The organism is Motiliproteus sediminis (assembly GCF_017912535.1).
GTDB classification, from domain to species: domain Bacteria; phylum Pseudomonadota; class Gammaproteobacteria; order Pseudomonadales; family Balneatricaceae; genus Motiliproteus; species Motiliproteus sediminis.
This window is the reverse complement of record NZ_JAERQK010000005.1, coordinates 153168-169487: the sequence shown is the minus strand read 5'-3', so window position 1 is coordinate 169487 and position 16320 is coordinate 153168. Positions and strand designations below refer to the sequence as shown.

At 58.8% G+C, this 16320-nt stretch carries 19 protein-coding genes; 6 read left to right on the top strand and 13 right to left on the bottom strand.

Going from position 1 to position 16320, the window contains the following annotated elements; translation table 11 throughout:
• Positions 1-83: 83 nt before the first annotated feature.
• The gene (locus JJQ76_RS11305; protein ID WP_210396925.1) at positions 84-1403 is read right to left on the bottom strand and encodes an ABC transporter substrate-binding protein; all 1320 of its coding nucleotides are present in this window, start codon (positions 1401-1403) and stop codon (positions 84-86) included.
• Positions 1404-1571: 168 nt separating this feature from the next.
• Between JJQ76_RS11305 and JJQ76_RS11300 the strand changes: the two genes are divergently transcribed.
• The 3 genes from JJQ76_RS11300 to JJQ76_RS11290 all read left to right on the top strand — a co-directional run bounded on the left by JJQ76_RS11300 (position 1572) and on the right by JJQ76_RS11290 (position 3387).
• A complete protein-coding gene (locus JJQ76_RS11300) occupies positions 1572-1949 on the top strand; it encodes a MerR family transcriptional regulator (protein WP_210396924.1) in 378 nt (125 codons plus the stop codon).
• 276 nt (positions 1950-2225) lie between these two features.
• A complete protein-coding gene (locus JJQ76_RS11295; RefSeq protein ID WP_210396923.1) occupies positions 2226-2414 on the top strand; it encodes a sll1863 family stress response protein in 189 nt (62 codons plus the stop codon).
• Positions 2415-2841: 427 nt separating this feature from the next.
• Positions 2842-3387, top strand: coding sequence for a hypothetical protein (locus tag JJQ76_RS11290; protein ID WP_210396922.1), 546 nt, complete (start codon positions 2842-2844; stop codon positions 3385-3387).
• Here JJQ76_RS11290 and JJQ76_RS11285 read toward each other — a convergent pair.
• From JJQ76_RS11285 to JJQ76_RS11240, 10 genes are all read right to left on the bottom strand, one after another.
• The gene (locus JJQ76_RS11285; protein ID WP_210396921.1) at positions 3381-3935 is read right to left on the bottom strand and encodes a YaeQ family protein; all 555 of its coding nucleotides are present in this window, start codon (positions 3933-3935) and stop codon (positions 3381-3383) included. The two genes, JJQ76_RS11290 and JJQ76_RS11285, sit on opposite strands and share 7 nt — an antisense overlap.
• Positions 3935-4636: a uracil-DNA glycosylase gene (ung, locus tag JJQ76_RS11280; protein ID WP_425515232.1), complete on the bottom strand. Its 702-nt coding sequence runs from the start codon at positions 4634-4636 to the stop codon at positions 3935-3937. The genes JJQ76_RS11285 and ung overlap by 1 nt, the downstream gene beginning before the upstream one ends.
• On the bottom strand, positions 4626-5093 hold the full coding sequence (locus JJQ76_RS11275) for a hypothetical protein (protein ID WP_210396920.1): 468 nt from the start codon (positions 5091-5093) through the stop codon (positions 4626-4628). The genes ung and JJQ76_RS11275 overlap by 11 nt, the downstream gene beginning before the upstream one ends.
• Positions 5093-6625 carry a lysine--tRNA ligase gene (gene lysS, locus JJQ76_RS11270; protein WP_210396919.1) on the bottom strand — a complete coding sequence of 511 codons (1533 nt, stop codon included), beginning with the start codon at positions 6623-6625 and terminating at the stop codon, positions 5093-5095. The genes JJQ76_RS11275 and lysS overlap by 1 nt, the downstream gene beginning before the upstream one ends.
• Before the next feature lie 32 nt (positions 6626-6657).
• A complete protein-coding gene (gene prfB, locus JJQ76_RS11265; protein WP_210396975.1) occupies positions 6658-7752 on the bottom strand; it encodes a peptide chain release factor 2 in 1095 nt (364 codons plus the stop codon).
• 116 nt (positions 7753-7868) lie between these two features.
• Positions 7869-10340, bottom strand: a complete 2472-nt coding sequence (locus JJQ76_RS11260) for a cation:proton antiporter (RefSeq protein ID WP_210396918.1) — start codon at positions 10338-10340, stop codon at positions 7869-7871.
• Positions 10341-10426: 86 nt separating this feature from the next.
• Entirely contained in the window at positions 10427-11026 is a 600-nt protein-coding gene (locus JJQ76_RS11255; protein ID WP_210396917.1) for an MlaC/ttg2D family ABC transporter substrate-binding protein, read from the bottom strand.
• Positions 11027-11091: 65 nt separating this feature from the next.
• Complete coding sequence (locus JJQ76_RS11250; protein WP_210396916.1) at positions 11092-11466, bottom strand: diacylglycerol kinase; 375 nt, start codon at positions 11464-11466, stop codon at positions 11092-11094.
• A complete protein-coding gene (gene fldB, locus JJQ76_RS11245; protein WP_210396915.1) occupies positions 11463-11981 on the bottom strand; it encodes a flavodoxin FldB in 519 nt (172 codons plus the stop codon). Before fldB ends, JJQ76_RS11250 begins: the two co-directional genes overlap by 4 nt.
• 65 nt (positions 11982-12046) lie before the next feature.
• Positions 12047-12376, bottom strand: a complete 330-nt coding sequence (locus JJQ76_RS11240) for a phasin family protein (protein WP_210396914.1) — start codon at positions 12374-12376, stop codon at positions 12047-12049.
• A gap of 121 nt (positions 12377-12497) precedes the next feature.
• Here JJQ76_RS11240 and gloA point away from each other — a divergent pair, with 121 nt between their 5' ends.
• The 3 genes from gloA to JJQ76_RS11225 are packed head-to-tail and all read left to right on the top strand — an operon-like array spanning position 12498 to position 14006.
• Positions 12498-12884 carry a lactoylglutathione lyase gene (gene gloA / locus JJQ76_RS11235; protein WP_246480610.1) on the top strand — a complete coding sequence of 129 codons (387 nt, stop codon included), beginning with the start codon at positions 12498-12500 and terminating at the stop codon, positions 12882-12884.
• A gap of 41 nt (positions 12885-12925) precedes the next feature.
• Complete coding sequence (locus tag JJQ76_RS11230; protein WP_210396912.1) at positions 12926-13516, top strand: chalcone isomerase family protein; 591 nt, start codon at positions 12926-12928, stop codon at positions 13514-13516.
• 55 nt (positions 13517-13571) lie between these two features.
• Positions 13572-14006, top strand: a complete 435-nt coding sequence (locus JJQ76_RS11225) for an RDD family protein (protein ID WP_210396911.1) — start codon at positions 13572-13574, stop codon at positions 14004-14006.
• A 7-nt stretch (positions 14007-14013) separates the two neighbouring features.
• Here the strand turns inward: JJQ76_RS11225 and lptG are convergent, their stop codons facing one another.
• Together lptG and lptF are read right to left on the bottom strand one after the other, a co-directional pair.
• A complete protein-coding gene (gene lptG, locus JJQ76_RS11220; protein ID WP_210396910.1) occupies positions 14014-15075 on the bottom strand; it encodes an LPS export ABC transporter permease LptG in 1062 nt (353 codons plus the stop codon).
• A complete protein-coding gene (gene lptF / locus JJQ76_RS11215; RefSeq protein ID WP_210396909.1) occupies positions 15072-16202 on the bottom strand; it encodes an LPS export ABC transporter permease LptF in 1131 nt (376 codons plus the stop codon). The genes lptG and lptF overlap by 4 nt, the downstream gene beginning before the upstream one ends.
• Between the last annotated feature and the right edge of the window lie 118 nt (positions 16203-16320).

Genomic DNA, 16320 nt, shown 5'->3' with positions numbered 1-16320 from the left:
TACGTTAACGTCAACCATACCGCAAAAAAAATCCCTCCGCCAGCCTCTTGCTGCTACGAAAATATTAGCCGGAAATAACCGGCTCAGCCGCCACTACAATCCCGCGGGGTGATACCGTGCTCTTCAGCGTAGCGCGCCGCCGACGCTTCAATCATCGGACGCACCAGCTCCTTGTCGGCCTCAATCCAGTCGGTCAACTGAACCCACTTGCTGCCATCCCAACGGGAGAACATCACTGCGCCGCCACCTTCATGGTCAGCACAACTCACCTCCAGCGACTGCGCCAGCCCTTTGAATCCCAGCCGGGCCAGGTCTTCTTCGGTCAGTCGCAGGTTTTCGAAACCCCAGCGAATCTCCTCTCCACTGAGAGTGCGCTCCCCGAAGCGGGCCTGCGCAGTTCGAATCCCCTCAACCGATATCATCGCCGTAATCAGCCCGCGGTTGTAATACACACTGCCGAACCGGCTGTCGTCCTCAAGGTCGCCGCGCCCCGCCTCGTAGATGTATCGACGCAGATCCGCATGCACGGGAAAGCCATCTCCCCCGGGGTGAAAGCCAGCAGCAACAAAGCCGATGGCCGCTTCACCTGCCGGCTCCACATCCTCTTCTGCGCCCGCAAACCAGACCCCAACGATACGGTCTCGGGGAAAACCGGACTGGAATGCAGTTTTCAATGCAGTCGGATTCATTACGCCCCAGCCACGCAGAATCACCCAATCGGGCTGCAGCCGTCGGATCTTGAGCCACTGTGACTGCTGCTCCGTACCCGGGTGAGGCACTTCGATATGCACCACCTTAAAACCGTAAAGGTGCGCCTGCTTGTCAAGAATGGGGATGGTTTCCCGGCCATAACCCGAACCATGGTGCAGGTTAACGATCACCTTACCCCGCAGTTTGTCCATCCCCCCTTCCTGCAGGCCGATAAAGCGAATCTTGGCGCTGTTCTGACTCCAGTAGGTGGTCACCAATGGAAAAACATAAGGAAATACCCGACCATCAGCCGAGTCGGTACGCCCGTAGCCGATGGACAACAGCGGTATCCGATCCTCCCGCGCACGCTCCAGCACCGCGTAGGTGGCACCGGTACTGACGAACTGGAACAACGATGCGCCTTTTTCACCCTTGTGCTTGAGCTGCTCGTAACAGGCCACCGCCTTGGGGGTACGGTACTCCGTCTCGCACTCCTCCCACACCAGCCGGACGCCATTAACACCGCCATCCCGCTCATTAATCAGGTTGTAGTAATCGATCATGCCGCCAAAAATCGCGCTGCCGCCGCCCCCGTATGGGCCGGTCCGGTAGCTGGGGATGGGGATAAACTGCTCATCTGCCAGCACTAACGATGGCGCCAAAGTCATCGCACCGAGCAAAAACCAGCGCAGTAGTCGACTGGTTGTAAACATGGCAACGCTCTCCATCTGGGGGTGTAGCCAAAGCCTAGTGAAACAACGCCCCAATACACAAGCCTGATGGGGATATTTTGCCCCACCACGACCAGCCAAGGCGCGTCAGCTTTACGTTAGCGTCAACCAGAGGTACAGTTAGCCCTGAATTCATCCCGAAGCGACCCCATGAGCACCACCTTTTCCATCAGCCAGCTATCCAAAGAGTTCGGCATCACCACCCGCAGCATCCGCTTTTACGAAGACCAGGGCCTGCTGGAACCCACCCGACGCGGCCAGAACCGGATCTACTCCCGCCGCGACCGAGTGCGCTTGATGCTGATCCTGCGCGGCAAACGCCTTGGCTTTTCGCTGGCCGAGATCCGCGAACTGTTCGACCTGTACGACCACAATCCCACCAACAGTGCCGCCCAGTTACGCCAGATGCTCGCCATTATCAGCGACAAGAAAGCAGCGCTGGAACAACAGATGAAAGATATTGCCGTGGTCAAACAGGAATTGGAAACGGCCGAACAGCGCTGTCTGGACGCACTGCAGCAGCAATAGATCGCGACTTCGACCTGGGCAACAGGATAGGCACGCGAGCCTACGAACAACACCGCGCCAGCTCTTCATCCCGGGATAGCAAATATCCGCGTGCAACTCAGAATCTTTTCACTACAGAAACGATGCTAAAAGAGCCAATTTGACTGCTGTTGTCAGCATGTTAGTATTTGAATCTCGTTGTCATTCGCAACGCTATTAACTCACCAACTATTAACCCCATACCTTATCTACTTCCTATCAGGTGGTAGTGTATAGGTGTGCCTGACGGAGGACCTTTTGGCCACATCAGCCCAGTATCAGAGAAAAATCAGAACCAAAGTAAAGCAGTGGAACAACGAAATAGCAGAATTTGAGGCCAAGGCTGAGCGCCACCAAGCTAGCGCCGACTCGTTTTATTATGAGCAGATAAAAGAGCTGCGCTATCTCATTGCTCACGCCAAGCACGGCCTGCTAGAAGCACAATAGAAAGCCCGGAACTACAGCAAGCTAAGACCGTAGTGGTCAGCCAAGGGGCCCACAGCCCCCCCCCCTGAGACCGCACGGCGCGCGCCGGCAGACAACAACCCAACAGGGACTGCTGGCGCGTAAATCGACACGCCATGGCAACCGGACACCGAATAATAAATAGTTTAAATTTTTAATAGATAACGGTTACGTATTATTTGGCTATTACAGACGGTCATCTACTACGATCAGATATCTTTATCCCGCCGCCACACTGATATTGATGCTGAGGCAGCAACTGGCACCAGATTTAAATCTAGATAACGCCATATATATTTGTAGCAATCACCAGACGCGACTTATTCCAGCCACCACAGCACCGTCTCGGCTAAAGCTCTCATCCAGCCCGCCGACATAGCGGGTAACAGTATTATGCGGACGCGCACGAATGAGCGATAAAGGCAAAGAACGCGACGACGACCAGGATGATGGCACAGTCGAAAAGAAGAAAATAAAAATCAGCCTGATTGGCATCCTGATCGGCGTACTGGGGTTGTTCTCCCTGCTGCAGACCGGAGCCATTGTTTACCTGCTGAGCGCCAGCAGCGCCAGCGATCCGCGCACTGCAGAGCATGCGGAGCAGTTGCAGCGGTTACAAGCCGACGTCGAACGCATATCCAAAGTCACCCAGTCCGCCAAAGCCTACAACCAGCACGCACAAGTACTTGAGGAGCGTCTGGAAAGAGTGCTGCAGCAGACCGATCTCAACAACTATGCCTCCGTGCGCGACCTGATCCTGCGCCAGGAAGCCAGCTACCAGCTGTTTATCTCGGCTCTGCAGCAGGGGATGTACGACCTATCCCGCATGATCAAGGGCTCGCGCACCTGGTACGAGGTCTACAAGGAAGACCTGGATCGGGTTGCGGCAGAGAGCAAGGAGCGCTATCTACGCCTGCAGGAGCTAACCCCCGAGGGCCCAGAGCCAACTCAGTGATCGCTGCGCCAGCCGGCAGCGAGGCGCTGAAGCGACATCTCGGTACTCTGCTCACCTAGCGACAGGTATAGCTGATCTTCGCTACGGGTCACACCAAGCTCAAAACCGCTGCCCAGATGAGCGGCCAACGTCTCCAGTACCGCCCAGTCCAACAGCACCACCTGCATCGCATCAACCCCCTTCATCGCGCTGCCGTGCTGCTGCCACCACCGCAGCGCCTGCGGGCCATAAAGGTAAAGACTCAAACGCTCCACCCGCCGCACCTGCTTCTCCAGCCGCTCTTCGTCCGGCTGGCCGAGATCGATCCAGTGAATCACCCGTTCGTCCTGGTCCCGTAGCCAGATCGGCGCCTCGCCGGTGGACGAAATACCACCTCCAAACGCCAGCCCCGGTTCGTACTCCAGTGCATAGGCGATCAGCCGCGCCAGCAAGCGCTCGATCTTCTCCGAGGGATGCAGGACCGGTGACAGCTCCAGAGTTTGGTAGCAGTAGCGGGTCTCATCGGCGATACAAAGTTTGCCCCGCAGTAGTCGCGAACCCTTGCCCATCAGTTCACCTCACCAGGTGTAGCCGGTAGTTGCCAATTGATCGGCTCGCGCCCCTGCGCTTCCAGGTAGCGATTGGCGGCAGAGAAGTGGCGACAACCAAAAAAACCGCGATGGGCCGACAAGGGTGACGGGTGAGGTGCTTTCAACACACAGTGGCGTTCGCTATCAATAAAGGCACCCTTCTTCTGCGCGTAGCTGCCCCAGAGCAGGAACACTACGTTGTCGCACTGCTCGTTGACGATATGGATCACCCGATCGGTAAACTGCTCCCAGCCCTTGCCCTGGTGAGCGTTGGCCTGCCCCTGCTCCACCGTCAGCACCGCGTTAAGCAGCAGTACCCCTTGCCGCGCCCAGGACTCCAGATAACCGTGAGCCACAGGCTGCACGCCGATATCGCTGGCCAGCTCTTTGTAGATATTCACCAGCGAAGGCGGCACCTTAACCCCCGGTTTGACCGAAAAGCAGAGCCCGTGGGCCTGATTGGGACCGTGATAGGGATCCTGCCCCAGAATAACCACCTTGACCTGATCCAGCGGGGTGTAATTGAGGGCGTTGAAGCAATCTCTTGAATGGGGGTAGATCACCTTACGGGCGGCTTTTTCCGCTTGCAGGAATTCACGCAGAGCACCCATGTAGGGCTGTTCAAACTCGGGCCCCAACTGCTGCAACCAGCCGGGTTCGATATTGGGGTTATGGGGCACGGACAGCCTCCAGTTCGTTTAACCAGTCATCGTAGGTGTAGACGCGGCGATGCCACGGCGAATAGTAGCGAAACCGCCCCGGCGCATGGGCAATCACACCGGAGATCACCACGGCTGTAATCAGCACGCCAGGGGCTGCGGTCGCAGGCAGCAACAACCCCAGCCCGAGAGTCACGCATTTCAGCGCGATAAACAGCCCTCGCAGTTGAATCAGCCAGATACCGTGGGACCAGACTTCGCTCAGCAACAACGCCGCACCGGAGAGCAGCGTCAGCAGCAGATAGGGGTGCCACAGGGCGGGATCAATGGGGTAGAGATAAGCCCCACCGACGCCGGCAACGCCAACCAGATGCAGGGTGCGTAGACCGATACGGGTCCAGCGCCCCCCCGGCAGTTCGCGCATGCGGCGGGGAAACAAGCCGCCCGGCGGTATCACTGCACGGGCGGGCGCACTCATCAGCTACGCGGCTGTTCGGGGCGCATATGGGGGAACAACAACACATCGCGGATCGACGGCGAGTCGGTGAAATACATCACCAGACGGTCAATACCGATCCCCTCACCCGCGGTGGGCGGCAGGCCGTACTCCAGGGCATTGATGTAGTCGGCATCAAAATGCATCGCCTCGTCGTCACCGGCGTCTTTCTCGGCCACCTGGGCACGGAAGCGCTCGGCCTGATCTTCGGAATCGTTAAGCTCGGAGAAACCGTTGGCGATCTCTCGCCCGCCCAAGAAGAACTCGAAGCGGTCGGTAACGAAGGGGTTGTCGTCGTTGCGGCGTGCCAGTGGTGAGACCTCGGTCGGGTACTCGGTGATAAAGGTCGGTTGATGCAGACGGTGCTCAACGGTTTTTTCAAAGATCTCGATCTGCAGCTTGCCCAGCCCCCAGCTGTCCTTGACCGGGATATCCATCCGCGCGGCGATCTCACGCGCGGCGTGTTCATTGGCCAGTGCTTCCGCCTTGATGTCGGGATTGAAGTGCAGAATGGAATCGAATACCGACATCCGCTGGAACGGCTTGCCCAGATCGTATTCCAGGGTTTCCATTATCTCGCCGTTTTGATCGCGCACGGTGTTGACCAGCGTGGTGCTGCCGAGGATGTTCTGCGCCAGCGTGCGCAGCATATCTTCGGTCAGATCCATCAGGTCGCGATAATCGGCGTAGGCCTGGTAGAACTCCAGCATGGTGAATTCGGGGTTGTGGCGGGTGGAAAGCCCTTCGTTACGGAAGTTACGGTTGATCTCGAACACCCGCTCGAAGCCACCAACCACCAGCCGCTTGAGGTACAGTTCCGGCGCGATACGCAGGTACATATCGATATCCAGCGCGTTATGGTGAGTCACAAATGGCCGCGCGGTGGCGCCGCCCGGGATCACCTGCAGCATGGGTGTTTCTGCCTCGACGAAGCGACGTTCCGCCAGATACTGACGGATGCCCGACACCACCTTGGCGCGGATTTCGAACACCCGGCGGGATTCATCATTGGTGATCAGGTCCACGTAGCGCTGACGGTAGCGCATCTCGGTATCCTGCAGCCCCTTGTGCTTATCCGGCAGCGGGCGCAGGTTTTTGGTCAGCAGTATGGTCTCTTCCATATCGACGTACAGATCGCCCTTGCCGGACTTGTGCAGCTGCCCTTTGATGCCAACGATGTCACCCAAATCAAGCGACTTGGCAAAGGGTCGAGCGGCTTTGTTGACGTAGAGCTGGATCCGTCCGGTCATATCCTGCAGCACCGCGAAGGCACCGCGGTTGAGCATCACCCGGCCAGCGACGGCAACCTTGATGCCAGCGGCTTCCAGCTCCTCTTTGCTCTTGTCACCGTGAGCGTCCTGCAGATCCTGGGCGTAGCTGTCACGGCGAAAGCTGTTGGGAAAGCCGTTGGATTGGGTATCAGCCTCGCGGATCGCCTTGAGTTTTTCACGACGCTCGGCGACCAGACGATTATCGTCAGTTTGGGTACCCGGCTGCTGGCTGTTGTCAGACATGAAAGTAAAACCTTAGCTAATGAATTCGATAATTAGAGGCCGGCCTTGAGGCTGGCTTCGATAAACTGGTCAAGATCACCGTCCAGCACTTTGTCGCAGTTGCTGGTCTGAACCCCGGTACGCAGATCTTTGATCCGCTGATCATCCAGCACGTAGGAGCGGATCTGGCTGCCCCAGCCGATGTCGGACTTGCTGTCCTCCACCGCTTGCGCGGCCTCGGTCCGCTTGAGCATCTCATGCTCGTACAGTTTCGCCCGCAGCATCTTCCAGCATTTGTCGCGGTTCTGGTGCTGGGAGCGCTCGCTCTGACACTGCACCACGATACCGGTGGGTTCGTGGGTCAGGCGCACTGCGGAGTCGGTTTTGTTGACGTGCTGACCGCCGGCGCCCGAGGCACGATAGGTATCGGTACGCACATCAGCCGGATTGATCTCGATCTCAATGGTGTCGTCGATCTCCGGCGACACGAACACCGACGAAAACGAGGTGTGACGGCGGTTGCCGGAATCGAACGGCGACTTACGCACCAGACGGTGAACCCCGGTTTCGGTACGCAGCCAGCCAAAGGCGTACTCCCCCTGAAAGCTGATGGTGGCACTCTTGATACCGGCCACTTCACCGGCACTGACCTCCTCAAGCTCCACCTTGAAGCCCTTATCCTCGCCCCAGCGCAGGTACATCCGCAGCAGCATGTTGGCCCAGTCCTGCGCCTCGGTGCCGCCGGAGCCGGCCTGAATATCGAGATAGGCGTTGTTGGGGTCCATCTCACCGGAGAACATGCGACGAAATTCCAGCGTTTCCAGTCGCGCCTCTAGACCCGCCACTTCGGACTGGACCTCGGCGACCGTGTCCTCGTCCTGCTCCTCCACCGCCATCTCCAGCAGTTCGCGCAGCTCGGCCACGCCGCTTTCCAGCTCGTCAATGGTCTTGACCACGGTTTCCAGCGCCGAGCGCTCTTTACCCAACGCCTGCGCCCGTTCGGGCTCGTCCCACACAGACGGCTGCTCCAGCTCGCGCTCGACCTCTACCAGGCGCTCATGCTTGGTTTCATAGTCGAGATAGTTTTTCAGGGTAAGAGTCCGCGACTCAATATCTTTGAGCTGTTGAACGATGGGATTAACTTCGATCATCTGCGCCTTCGATCTGCCAAAGGAAAAGCGCCGATTTTACCGTAATGAGGGCGGGGTTTGAATAGCGAAAGACGAAACATGGCGGCAACAAACGCCCCATAGTTACTAGCGTTTCAGCCGTCTACCAGCGCCTCCAGCGACTCCTTGAGGGGAGGATAGTCAGTGATCAGCTTCGCCAGCTGCTTGCGGGGTATCCACAGCAGGTCCACGGCACTCAGAGCCCGCAGTTCGGTGCGCTGAAACCCTTCCAGCAACGCATTGATACCCGCATGACTACCGGGCCCCAACAAGTCGACTGTACGTTCATCTCCAGCATCCAGGTGAACCCGCTCAACCGTTCCACGGGCAATAATGATCAACCCGTCTCCGCCCAAACCCTGCGACAGAATCACCTCACCGGGTTCGTAGATCCGCTGCTCTACCGCATCGGCCAGGTAGCTGATTGCGGTGTCGCTGAGCTGCTGGGTCCACTCACAATCACGCAACAAGGTGTGCGGATCGGGAAAGGGTGAGCGATCCAGTGGCAGGTGATGCCGCTGATGCAACACCTCCTTGATCAACCCCAGCAAGCGGTCGGATTCGGCATCGTCCAGTAGCGCCCGATCCCGCAGCTCTTCGATCATGAACTTCTTCTGGATCAGCAGCGTGCGAAAGGCGCTGTGGGTTTCCGCTCGCCGGGCGATCTCGGGAAACCCCTCGCGCAGGGCCGCCAACAAGCGAAAGCCCTCGCGTTTGCCCAGCAACACCTGCTCCCGCAATCGCCGGCGCAGATCATCATCAGGTGCCAGCTCCGGAATAAACTCCAGCACCTCATTTTGCGCATGGATATAACCACGCAGCACATCATAACTCAGCAGCAGATGACGATACGCTACGTGCGACCCCCACTCCGCCAGTGCCGGAACCCGATGTAACCAGCGCGCCAGCCAGGTGGCCCGACCGTAATCCTCCAAACCGTCACGGGGATGAATCTGCGGCTTACCATCAAGCGCACGCTCGACCAGCTCTATCAGGCGCATGCAGGCCACCCGCCCCAGATAACCATCACGGTACTGCTGCCAGTAACTCTGCCGCTCTGCCTCCAGCAAACGCCGGCGTGACTCGGTATCCAGGTCAGCACTGGTCGGGGGCTCATGCAGTTCGCGCAGGTCGGACTCAGGCAGCAGTGGCGCTAGCGCCCGCTGCTTGACCACCTCCCAGTCCGCCAACTCGGTTAACGACCGTTTGCGCAGCTCCGGCAAGCGGCGCTCCAGCGCCGAACGCATCTGATCCTCCGCCTGCTCGATCATCGCCAGTTTGGCACGCGGCAAGCGATCGATCCCCAGGCGGCGGAACAACCAGCCCAGCGTGCTGCCATTGATCAGGATGGTCAGCGCTACAATCCCGGCGGTGAGAAACAGCACCTGCTCACCCCAGGGTGAACCGATCGCCGGTTCCCGCGCAACGATCAACGCCAGCGCAAGCGCCACCGCCCCTCGAAGCCCACCCCAGCAGAGCACCAGCTGCTTGTCGCGCGACAGCCCAACCCCCTGGCGCCGCAATACCGGCCCCAGGATCCACACCGCAGTGGCACGAATCAGTTGCAAACCGGCGTAAATCAGCAACAACCACCACCAGGTGACGGCATCAAAGGCCTCTACCCGGTCAGCAATCAACAGACCGACTATCAAGAAGATCAGCGTATTGGCCAGGTGCGCCAGCATGCCCCAGAAGTGATGCAGAAACTCCACTGCCTCGGGCGAGAAACTGGCGCGACCACGACCTGCCACCAGAATCCCCAGCGCTACCACCGCCACCACCCCCGAGGTGTGCAGTGCCTCGGCGGCAAAAAATGCCAGATAGGCCACCGCGATCGAGATGGTGGTTTCCAGCAGCGGGTCGTTGTAGATCCGCGAGACAAAAAACAGCGCCCCCCGGCCGATCAAATAGCCGACGCCAGCGCCAAGCACCACGATGCGGAGAAAGTCGAGCGGCACCCCCCACCACCCCAATACGCTCTCCGCCATACCACTGCCGGTCATGATCCCGAAACAGAGAGTAAACACCACGATGGCGGTACCATCATTGAACAGGGATTCGCCTTCCAGCAGGGTTTCCAGACGCTTGCGGGAACTGACCTCACGCAGTAAAGCCACCACGGCCACCGGATCCGTGGCGCTGATCAAGGCACCAAACATAAAAGCCAGCGGCCAGCTCCAATCCCAGGGCAACAGCCAGCGTACCATCAGCGCCGTGAGCAACGCGCAGATCAGCATACCGGGGACCGCCAGCCAGACGATCTGCGGCAGGGTTCGCCGGAGTAGATGGGGCTGCAGTGAATAGGCCGATTCAAAGATCAGAATCGGCAGAAAGAGAAACAGGATCAGATGGGGATCGAGGTCGGTCAGCTGGGACAGGGTAGCATCTAGCCGCGGCCAGCTCTGATGGTCGATCCAGATACGATCGACCACCCCGACCAGCAGCCCCAGAGCGAGCAGAGCGACAGAGTAAGGAATGGCCGTTGCGCGGATCAGGTAGCGGGTCAGCGCCCCCAACAGCAGGGCTGCCACGATGAGCAGAACCAGCTCAACACTTCCCTCTGTCATCCCCGTTCCTTAGCCTGACTCACGTTAGCGCCAGCATAGCGGTGTTTGCTCTGAACCGCCATGCCATGCCCGGCCAGACGGAGTTATCAGCTACCCCAGTTGGTAATCGCCGCTTCCACGTCGTTGTACTGGTCCATGTAATGGGCAAACTGATTACGCATCACCAGCCCGATATTGACCCCCTCGACGACGATATTTTCCACCAGCCAGCTGCCCTCTCCCGTGATGAACATGGAGTACACCACCGCGTAGGACTCTCCGCCCGTGAGACGAATTGTCATCGGCACCTTGGCCAGGCTCTGCTGTTCATTGAAAACCGGTGCCGCCACCTCGACCGCTTCGAGCCGGTCCAGATGCTCCAGCCCTTTGCTGTAGGTAGACACCAGTGTCTTTTTAAATACCTCGGTGAAGCGCAGGTGCTGCTCATTGCTGGCTCGACGGGCATACTTGCCCATCACCTTGCGTGCCACCCGGGGAAAGTCCACCACCGGCGTCAGTTCACGCTCCATCAGCGCAAATAACTGCTCTTCCGGCATCCCAGCCACCAGTTGGCGACTATCGATCAACTGACGCAACGAGGTATAGCTGTTCTGGATTACCTGTTCCGGCCCGGGACCCGCGTGCACCGCAGTTGCCCACCAGGCCAACACAGCCCACAGGGGCCACCACCAATTTACCCTGCGCATCGATACCTCCTCGGTGCGGGTTTTAGCCGATTATTGCTGTTTGGAGCCGATAGCAGCGAAAAGATTCAGCCGCCAAAGTTTTTTATCGCAACCAGACCCCATACCGTGACGGTCAGACTCAAGGAGAGAAACACCGCCGCCGAGCCGATATCCTTGGCGCGCCCGGATAAAACATGCGGTTCGTCGCCGACCCGATCGACCACCGCCTCCAGCGCCGAATTGATCAGCTCGGCCAACAGCACGATAAACAAAGTTGCCAGCAGCAGCGCCATCTCCGCCAGATCCGCGGCCACCAGATAGGACAGCGGCGCCAGCAGCAACGCCAGCACCAGCTCCTGCCGGAACGCGGCTTCGTGGCGCCAGGCGGCGCGAAAACCCTGCCAGGAATAACGGGCGGCGTAGAGGATCCGGACGATGCCGGTACGTCCGGGCTTGCTCATGAATCGAGACCGAACTCACGCGTCAACTGCGCCACCCAAAGCTCGACCCGCTCTTCGGTCAACTCGCTCTGGCTGTCCTCGTCAATCGCCAGCCCGACAAACTGCTCGCCGCTGCCGGTCAACGCTTTGGAAGCGGTAAACTCGTACCCGGCCACCGGCCAGTATCCCACCATGCTCGCCCCTTGTGCCACCAGCTTGTCGTGCAGCAATCCCATGGCATCGACAAACCACTCACCATAGCCGATCTGGTCGCCCAACCCGTATAGCGCAACCTGCTTGCCACTAAAATCGAGCTGGTCAATATCGTCCCAGACATCTTCCCACTCGGATTGCACTTCACCGTAATCCCAGGTGGGGATTCCCATGATGACATGCGAATATTGCTCGACCAGGCTCAGGGGCTCATCGGCGATATCAAACAAGGCCACCTGGTCGCTCCCCAGCAACCGCTGGATCCGCTCAGCGACATCTTCCGTATTACCGGTGGTGGAACCGTAAAAAAGCGCTATCTTCACACCCGCTCTCTCTGTATAGGCAAACAAAAAGGCAGCCGAGGCTGCCTTAACGATTAAGCATCAGATTACTTCTTGGGCGCAAAGGCGTCGAAGGTATCCTGGGTTACCTTCTCCATCTTATCCCGCGCCTCCTGCAGCGCCGCCAGATTTTCGCTGCTGGTTTTGACCAGGGTTTCTTCAACAATTCGCGCAAAATTGCGCTGCAGATCGATCAGCTCTTCCGTGGAGTGACACGCGGGAAGATCCTGAGTCTGCTGCATGGTCGCCTTGACACAGTTCTGGGCACACTCCATCTGCAGCCGGGTCAGTTTTTCGAGCATCTTGGTCTGTATCTCGACCAGCTCTTTCATCGGTCCCAGTGACTCGTTGAGCTTTTTCGACATATCCTGAAACATGAATCCACCCTGTCTCTATACTTGGTGTTATCAATCGATTATAAGCAATGGCCCGAGTTGCTGTACAGCAACAGCGAAGGCGTCATCATCCAGTCACAACCAACCCCGGGAGAATTACACCATGCGCTTGCTGCACACCATGCTACGCGTGACCGACCTGGAAAAATCGATCACCTTTTATACCGAACTACTGGGTATGCGCCTGCTGCGACGCAAAGATTTCCCCGAGGGTAAGTTTACCCTTGCCTTTCTGGGCTACGGCGACGAGTCGGACCATACAGTGCTAGAGCTAACCCACAATTGGGAGGTTGCCAGTTATGACCTCGGCACCGCCTACGGCCATATCGCCATTGAGGTCGAAGACGTTTACGCCGCCTGCGACGACATCAAAAGCCGCGGCGGACAGGTGGTACGCGAGCCGGGGCCGATGAAGCACGGCAGTACCATTCTCGCCTTTGTCGAAGATCCTGACGGCTACAAAATCGAGCTGCTCGGCGGTGGCCGCTAAACGTCATCAAGCTGACACAAGGGGGTGATTAACTGTGCCCCATGCTCACCCTCGGACGCTCCCTGCTGTTAGCCTCTGCAACACTCTCCCCGAGTGCATCCACTTTAGCGACCGCCTCCTGCTCCGATGGCGGCGTTAAGCTGCCACCCCAGGTCCGGATCGATCAACAGCAGCTGCAACTCAACGGTTATGGCACCCGGGACAAGTGGGTATGGCCCGTGTACGTAGCCTCACTTTACCTTTCCGAGCCGCAGGGCGACCCAAAGTCCTTGTTGCAAGCTCCCGGCCCCAAACGCCTGTCCCTGCATTTTCTGCACGAAGTACCCGCCGCCAAGCTTGCCGAAGGCTGGCTTGATGGTTTCAACGCCAATCACACCGCCGCGGAGCTCGCAGCGCTCCAACCCGCCCTGCAGCAAAGTGCGACCTACTTTACCGACATGCAGCCGGGGGACCGGGTCGACCTGGACTACAGTCCCGATCAAGGTACCCGGCTCATGATCAACGGCTCACTCAAGGGCACACTGACCGGCGAGGCTTTTTACCAGGGTGTCCTGAAAGTCTGGCTCGGCGAGCAGCCGACTCAGAACAGCCTGCGCCGATGCCTGCTTGGAATCAGGACCACAGACAGCTGAAAAATGCGGCAAGTGCGGCTAGAATAGCCGCCCCACCATCGACCTGGTACCTAAGATGCCGAACGCCCAATCCCTGCCAGTAGCGCCGCTCTGGCGTCGCCTTGCCGCCATGACTTACGACTCATTGCTGATAGTGGCGCTGTGGATGATGGTGGGTGCCATCGGCGTGGCGTTGAACGGCGGCGAAGAGGTTGGCGGGCCGTTTTTCAACAGCACCCTGTTCCTGATCACCTTTCTGTTTTTCGGCGTGTTCTGGACCCGCAGCGGCCAGACCCTGGGAATGATGGCCTGGCGCTTGCGGGTAGAAAGTGACGACGGTCGGGGCATCAGTTGGATGCAGGCACTGTTGCGCTTTTTCACCGCGGGCCTTTCAGCACTCGTGCTGGGACTGGGATACTGGTGGATGTTGATCGACAAGCAGCAGCGCACCTGGCAGGACCGCTACTCCGAGACCCGCGTGGTGGTGCTACCCAAGCGCAGCAAAAAGTAGCGCATGTTCAACCGGCCCGGCGCAACATCAACGCGCCGGCGACCACACAGACACTGATCGGCGTCAACGCAGCCAACATCGGCGAGAACCCGAATACCAGACTCGCCGGACCCAGCAGATCCTGACTGAACTTGAACAGCAGTCCGACCATTACCCCGACCATAATTCGCTGCCCCAGGGTGACACTGCGCATCGACCCGAACACGAACGAAGTTGCTATCAGCACCAGACCAAAGATCGCCACCGGCATCAACAGCTTGTTCCACAGCGCAAAGCGGTAGCGTCCTGCATTGACGCCCTGCGCATCGAGGTAATCGCTGTAGCTCGCCAGCCCCTGCACCGACATGTTAATCGGCTGCATCGCCAGGTAGCGCAGCAGTTCGGGACGCAGTTCGATCTGCCACACTTCGGAAGCCACATGACGGGTGCGGGTCCGCTCCGCATCGAAATAGGTGGTACTCACCTGCTTGAGGTCCCAGCCGTCACCCCGGTAGTGGCCAAGGCGGGCATAGCTGGCTTCCAGCAACTGGCGCTCGGGACTGATCCGGTAGCGAGTCACCCCGTGCAGGGTTCCGTCGCTCTCCACCGCGTTGGCGTTGATATACCAGTCACCTTCCCGATGCCACAGATTCCACTGGCTGTAGGTAGTGTCGCTGCTGCTGCGCACCTTGGCCTTCAGCACCTCCGCCTGAGGTTCGGTTACCGGGATCACCAGCTCGCCCAGTGCCGCGACCAACGCCACCAGCAGCAACACCGGCTGCATGACGCTGCCCAGAATACGCAGTTTCGAGACCCCTGCAGCGCGCAGCACCGTCAACTCCGAACTGGAGGCCAGAAAGCCCAGTCCCGCCAGACAACCGACCAGCAGAGCCAGCGCGCTGAACTCGTAGATCCGTCCCGGCAGCGTCAACAACAGGTACTGGGAGATGGTAGCGGCGGTATGCTGACTGTTGTCTTTGCTGAGATTGTCGATCAGGGCAAACAGGGAGTCCAACGACACGATCAGCAGCAACACCAGCAGACAGGCCGACAGGACGGTCGAACCGATATAGCGATCCAGGCGATTCATGCCTTGCCTCCCCGGCGCCATACCAGCCCACCCAGCACCGAGCCGATAGCGTCAAACAGCCGCTGCCAAGCGCCACCAAACAGGTGCAGATTGGCCGCAAGCGCCAGCACCAGCCCGTGCACCGCCCAAAGCGCAGCGGGAGACAACCCCTGCTTTTCGATCTTGCTGCGGACACTGGTCAACGCCGCAAGGTACATCAGGTAAATCAGAATCGAGGGCAGCATCCGGGCGTAACGCCCCTGCCGCGGGTTGACGCGACTCAGCGGCACCGCCAGCAGAGTCACCACAATGCAAAGCACCGGTAACGACAAGCGCCAATGCAACTGGGCGCGGTAATCGTCGCGCCCCCCCTGCAACAAGGTTACCGTGGGCAAGGCCTCGGCCTGCGCCACTTCGTCCCTAACCCTCGATTCACGCATCTTGACGCCATACTCTTTAAACCGGATCTCGCGATAATCGGCTCGCCCCGGCACCCCTTCATAACGCACACCGTCATACAGAATCAGAAATCGGCTGCCGCTGTCGGGATCGATGAACTGCAACGCTCGATCGGCGGCAACCACCCCTTGCCGGGGCTCACCCTCATGTCTGCTGCGATCCGCCATAAAGACGTTACGAGCGACCTGGCGCTCCTGTTCCATCCGCTCCACATAGGTGGCGCGGTTGCGTCCCTGAATCTGGAACTGACCCGTGGTCAGGGCGTCAAAATCGGTCGCCGATTCCTGCTCCTTCAGAATCCGCTCGACCTTGGCTGCCCCCAACGGCGTCACCCACAAGCTCAGAGCGCCCACCAGCAGCGCCACCAGTAGCGCAGGCCCCAAGGTCAGCCACTGCAACCGGGCAGGACTAATGCCACAGGCATTAAGCACCGCGATCTCGTTTTCAAGGTAAAGGCGACCGTAACTGAGCAGAATCCCCAGAAACAGCCCCAACGGCAGGATCAGCTCCAGAAACCCCGGTATACGCAGCCCGATCAACTGGAACAGCACACCCGCAGCCAATTCACCGGAGGCGGCATCAGCCAGATACTTGATGAACCGGCCGCTCATGATGATCAGCAGCAACACGCCGGTCACCGCCACCATGGTGGTCAGGACTTCACGTGCCAGATAACGAAAAATGATCAACGAAGACTCACCTTGTAGCCCGCCATAGCGGCCGTGAATATTCTGCAAAATGGACTGATTTGACGTACACTCTCGACACTATTTTCAATGCCTTGGCGTATGGGCGGCATTATCCACC

Coding starts and splice junctions, on each gene's coding strand:
- JJQ76_RS11230 (WP_210396912.1), top strand. CDS start 12,926: ATGCTCACCCTCGGACGCTCCCTGCTGTTAGCCTCTGCAACACTCTCC.
- lysS (WP_210396919.1), bottom strand. CDS start 6,625: ATGTCTGACAACAGCCAGCAGCCGGGTACCCAAACTGACGATAATCGT.
- JJQ76_RS11225 (WP_210396911.1), top strand. CDS start 13,572: ATGCCGAACGCCCAATCCCTGCCAGTAGCGCCGCTCTGGCGTCGCCTT.
- JJQ76_RS11285 (WP_210396921.1), bottom strand. CDS start 3,935: ATGGGCAAGGGTTCGCGACTACTGCGGGGCAAACTTTGTATCGCCGAT.
- JJQ76_RS11305 (WP_210396925.1), bottom strand. CDS start 1,403: ATGTTTACAACCAGTCGACTACTGCGCTGGTTTTTGCTCGGTGCGATG.
- lptG (WP_210396910.1), bottom strand. CDS start 15,075: ATGAATCGCCTGGATCGCTATATCGGTTCGACCGTCCTGTCGGCCTGT.
- JJQ76_RS11255 (WP_210396917.1), bottom strand. CDS start 11,026: ATGCGCAGGGTAAATTGGTGGTGGCCCCTGTGGGCTGTGTTGGCCTGG.
- JJQ76_RS11240 (WP_210396914.1), bottom strand. CDS start 12,376: ATGTTTCAGGATATGTCGAAAAAGCTCAACGAGTCACTGGGACCGATG.
- JJQ76_RS11290 (WP_210396922.1), top strand. CDS start 2,842: ATGAGCGATAAAGGCAAAGAACGCGACGACGACCAGGATGATGGCACA.
- gloA (WP_246480610.1), top strand. CDS start 12,498: ATGCGCTTGCTGCACACCATGCTACGCGTGACCGACCTGGAAAAATCG.
- JJQ76_RS11300 (WP_210396924.1), top strand. CDS start 1,572: ATGAGCACCACCTTTTCCATCAGCCAGCTATCCAAAGAGTTCGGCATC.
- JJQ76_RS11260 (WP_210396918.1), bottom strand. CDS start 10,340: ATGACAGAGGGAAGTGTTGAGCTGGTTCTGCTCATCGTGGCAGCCCTG.
- JJQ76_RS11275 (WP_210396920.1), bottom strand. CDS start 5,093: ATGAGTGCGCCCGCCCGTGCAGTGATACCGCCGGGCGGCTTGTTTCCC.
- JJQ76_RS11250 (WP_210396916.1), bottom strand. CDS start 11,466: ATGAGCAAGCCCGGACGTACCGGCATCGTCCGGATCCTCTACGCCGCC.